Annotated in this window: 2 protein-coding genes and 2 pseudogenes; all 4 read left to right on the top strand. The window is 66.5% G+C overall.

The annotated features are described in order from the left end of the window. Positions 1 to 51: 51 nt before the first annotated feature. A pseudogene (locus tag RHBS_RS29845) lies at positions 52 to 356 on the top strand (DAK2 domain-containing protein); the annotation flags it as partial. A 12-nt stretch (positions 357 to 368) separates the two neighbouring features. Beyond that, a complete protein-coding gene (locus RHBS_RS24965; protein WP_236745412.1) occupies positions 369 to 1,493 on the top strand; it encodes a hypothetical protein in 1,125 nt (374 codons plus the stop codon). Positions 1,494 to 1,506: 13 nt separating this feature from the next. Then, positions 1,507 to 3,782 (top strand): annotated as a pseudogene (gene recG, locus RHBS_RS24960) (ATP-dependent DNA helicase RecG). A gap of 105 nt (positions 3,783 to 3,887) precedes the next feature. After that, on the top strand, positions 3,888 to 4,379 hold a 492-nt coding region (locus RHBS_RS24955; protein ID WP_272913896.1), incomplete at its 3' end, for a biotin carboxylase N-terminal domain-containing protein.

Below are 4,379 nucleotides of genomic sequence, written 5' to 3'. Positions count from 1 at the left end.
GGCCCACTGCGGACGCCGCGCCGTCGGCCGGGGCACTGGCTGTGGGGGGCAGTGGCGGGTGCGCGGGGCAACTCGGGAGTGATCGTCTCTCAGCTGTTGCGCGCTGTTGCCGAGGCTGCAGCGGACGGCCCGCTGGACACGGTGTCGATCCAGGCGATGTTGCGACGCGCGAAAGTCCTGGTCGCGGGAGCGGTCAGCGTTCCCGTCGAGGGCACGATGCTCACTGTTCTGGCCGCCGCCGATCGCGAAGCCTCAGCCACGATGCCAATGTCAGCCTCTCCACGCTGGTGGTCGACATCGCCGAGGCCACCGCTCGCGCTGTCGACAGCACGACGGACCAACTGGCCGAGCTCCGGGAGGCGGGGGTCGTGGACGCAGGCGCACTCGGTCTCTCGGTGATCGTCGATGCGCTCGTGGAGGTGGTGATCGGCCGCACTCCGCCGCGCCGGCGATACCGTCGCCCGCACGAGCACGAACGCCGGACGGTCGGTGATGCGTCGAACGTCTCGTCGGACTGCGGCGGTGCACCCGAGGCGGTGTCGGGATACGGGTCACCTCGCCCCCTCGGGTACGAGGTGGTCTACGTCGTGCACGGCCCCGACGACGCGAGGGCGGCGGAACTTCGCCGGGCTCTGGCCGACATCGGAGATTCGGTCGTGGTGGCCGGTGACGGTTCCGGGGCCTGGTCCGCGCACGTGCACACCACCGACCCCGGTGGTGCCGTCGATCGAGGAATCGCGGCCGGAGATGTTCGCGGAGTGCGTATCTCGTGTTTCGGTCTCGCCGAGTTCGCCGGAGCGGTGAGCTTCGAAGCGCACGACGGAGCAGCGTTGTCGGTGGGTCGAGATATTTTGGCGCTGGTGGCCGGTGACGGTGCCGCGGATCTCTACGTTCAGGAAGGCGCGACGGTGGTGCGGTGCGACGAGGCGATCGACTCCTCGGTGCTGCATCGAGCGATCGTCGGGATGAAGCATCGCGAGGTATTGGTGTTACCGAACGGCGCGTTGTCCGCGCAGGAACTCGTTGCCGTCGGCGCAGCTGCCCGAGCGGACGGCAAAGACGTCGTGATGTTGCCGTGCTCGGCGATGGTGCAGGGTTTGGCCGCGCTCGCCGTACACGACGCCGCCCGGGCCGCAGTCGACGACGCGTTCACGATGTCCGAGGCCGCGGCGGGCACGAGGTGGGGTTCTCTACGTATCGCACAGGAGCGATCGCTGACGTGGGTCGGCACGTGCGAGCCGGGCGACTGCATCGGGCTCGCAGGGCAGGAGGTGGTGATCGTCGCCGCTCGTCCGCTCGATGCGGGGTGTCGGTTGCTCGATCAGCTCCTGGCCACGGGAGGGGAGTTGGTGACGGTGCTCGTCGGGGCCCAGGCATCGGATGGCTTCGGTGATCGGCTGGCCGAATACGTGTCGGGAGCACATCCCGGAGTCGACGTGGTGGTCTACACAGGTGGGCAGCCGGGGGATCTCGTGCAATTCGGAGTGGAATAGGGAATCTCGGACAATGGCAACGCTGGTGGACCCGCTCGATCACGTCCTCGGAGCCGCGGCGGCGACGCCGCTGGCAGACGTCTTCGGTATTCACACCGTCGAGGAACTGCTTCGGCACTATCCGCACCGCTACATGACGCACGGTTCGGAGCTGGGGGAGAAGGAGCCGCCCGAGGGCGAGCACATCACCATCGTCGCCACGATCGAGTCCGCGACGCTGCGTTCGATGAAGAACCGCAACGGTCAGTTCCTCGCAGTGACACTCGCCGCCGACGGACAGCGAATCGACGCCACCTTCTTCAGTCCACACAAGCTCAAGCACGTTCTGGTGCCCGGTCGCCGAGGAATGTTCTCGGGCAAGGTCAAGTACTTCGGCAAACGGTGGAATCTCACGCACCCCAGCTACGTGATTCTCGGCGGAGACGACAACGACGGGGCCGTCGTGCCTGCAGGACGAATCGTCGGCGGCGGCACCCTGGCCGGACTCGCTCGTGGCTCGGTCGATTCCTCCGGAGCCGTCGACATGTCGGTGTTCGATCGAGCATTCGTGCCCATCTACCCGGCCGCGAAGGACGTCGAGAGCTGGACCTTCATGCGCTGCGTTCGGCAGGTGCTCGACCAACTCGACGACGTGGTCGATCCACTGCCCGAGTCGGTACGTGCGCAGCGCGGTCTCGTCGACATCGACACCGCGCTTCGGTCGGTCCATTTCCCGGATACCGCACAGGACAAGGACTCTGCGCGAGAGCGGTTGAAGTTCGACGAGGCGCTCGCCGTTCAGCTCGTCCTCGCCGACCGCGACGCGACTCATCCACCCGGGTGGCAGCGCGATGCCCACCGATCACCGACGGTATCGCCGCGGAGTTCGATCGGCGTCTGCCGTTCGAGTTGACGGCCGGCCAGCACCAGGTCGCAGCCGAGATCGCCCACGATCTGTCGGCACCACATCCGATGTCGCGGCTGTTGCAGGGTGAGGTCGGCTCGGGCAAGACGATCGTTGCGCTGCGGGCGATGCTGCAGGTGATCGATGCCGGGCATCAGTGTGCGCTGCTGGCACCGACGGAAGTTCTCGCCTCGCAACACGCGCGCTCTGTTCGGTCGATGCTCGGGAGCCTCGCGGCCGGCGGGGAACTAGGATCGCACGAGCTGGCCACCAAGGTCGCCCTGTTGACCGGCTCGATGTCCACGGCGGCCAAGCGGTCCGCGCTGCTCGATGCCGTCACCGGTGACGCGGGCATCGTGATCGGTACCCACGCCCTGATCGAGGACCGAGTCGAATTCCTCGACCTCGCGATGGTCGTCGTCGACGAACAGCACAGGTTCGGCGTCGAGCAACGAGATGCGTTGCGCGCGAAAGCTCGCGACAACACCAGTCCGCACCTGCTGGTGATGACTGCGACCCCCATCCCACGGACCATCGCGATGTCGACCCTCGGTGACCTCGAGACGTCGGTGCTCACCGAACTGCCCCGCGGCCGGTCGCCCATCGTCAGCAACGTGGTACCCGCCAGGAACAAGCCGGGCTGGGTGGAACGAGCGTGGCAGCGAATTCACGAGGAGGTGGCAGCCGGTCGCCAGGCCTACGTGGTGTGCTCCCGCATCGGGGACGACGAGGACGCGGAGACCGGGAAGAAGAGCGCTGCGAAGAAGAAGAGCGCGAGCTCGGAGGACGGCCCCGAGACGACGGCTGCGATGGACCTGTACGAGACCCTCTCCACCGGACCGATGCACGATCTGCGGGTGGGGCTGCTGCACGGACGACTGTCGGGAGACGACAAGGACATCACCATGTCCGAGTTCAACTCCGGCGAGATCGACGTCCTGGTCTGCACCACCGTGGTCGAAGTCGGAGTGGATGTTCCGAACGCGACGGTCATGGTCATCATGGATGCGGACCGATTCGGCGTGAGCCAACTGCATCAGTTGCGAGGCCGGATCGGCCGAGGCGGGCACCAGGGCCTGTGCATCATGATCAGCTATCTCAGCCCCGCGGGCGGATCCTTCGCCCGGCTCGAAGCGGTGGCAGCGACCAACGACGGTTTCGAGTTGGCCAAGCTGGACCTGGCCACTCGTCGCGAGGGCGACGTTCTCGGTGCTGCACAGTCGGGCACGGTCAGTGGGTTGCGGCTGCTCTCGTTCATCGACGACGAGGACATCATCGCCGACGCACAGGACTGTGCACGGTCCCTGTTCGCGCGGGACCCGTCGCTGGCGAACGATCCCGGCATCGCGTCGATGATGCGGTCGGCTTGGCGATCGGATCGAGTCGACTATTTGCAGAAGTCCTGACCTAGGGACTCACTGCACCGTTTCAGTGGAGGAAATCGACCGCCTCGTCCCGCATGATGAGATCAGTACACCTCGGTGACTCACGCTGCCGGGTAAGTTGAGCCAATGTTCTCCAAAGTTTTGGTTGCCAACCGCGGTGAAATTGCCATCCGCGCCTTCCGTGCCTCCTATGAACTCGGGGCCTCGACAGTTGCGGTGTTCCCGTTCGAGGACCGGAACTCGGTGCACCGGACGAAGGCCGACGAGGCGTATCAGATCGGGGAGAAGGGGCATCCCGTTCGCGCGTATCTCTCGGTCGACGAGATCGTCGCCGCTGCCAAGCGCAGCGGCGCGGACGCGGTGTACCCCGGGTACGGATTCCTTTCCGAGAACCCGGATCTGGCCGCAGCGTGCGCCGAGGCAGGCATCACCTTCGTCGGCCCGTCCGCCGACGTGCTCGAGCTGACCGGCAACAAGGCGCGGGCCATCGCGGCGGCCAAGGCTGCAGGACTTCCGGTGCTGGCGTCGTCGGAACCGTCGTCCGACGTGGACGAGTTGGTCGCGGCGTCCGAGACGATGACGTTTCCGTTGTTCGTCAAGGGCGGTCGCAGGCGGTGG

The sequence above is a fragment of the Rhodococcus sp. BS-15 genome (assembly GCF_000813105.1).
In the GTDB taxonomy this organism is placed as follows: Bacteria; Actinomycetota; Actinomycetes; order Mycobacteriales; family Mycobacteriaceae; genus Rhodococcoides.
This window is presented reverse-complemented; position numbering and strand designations above follow the sequence as displayed.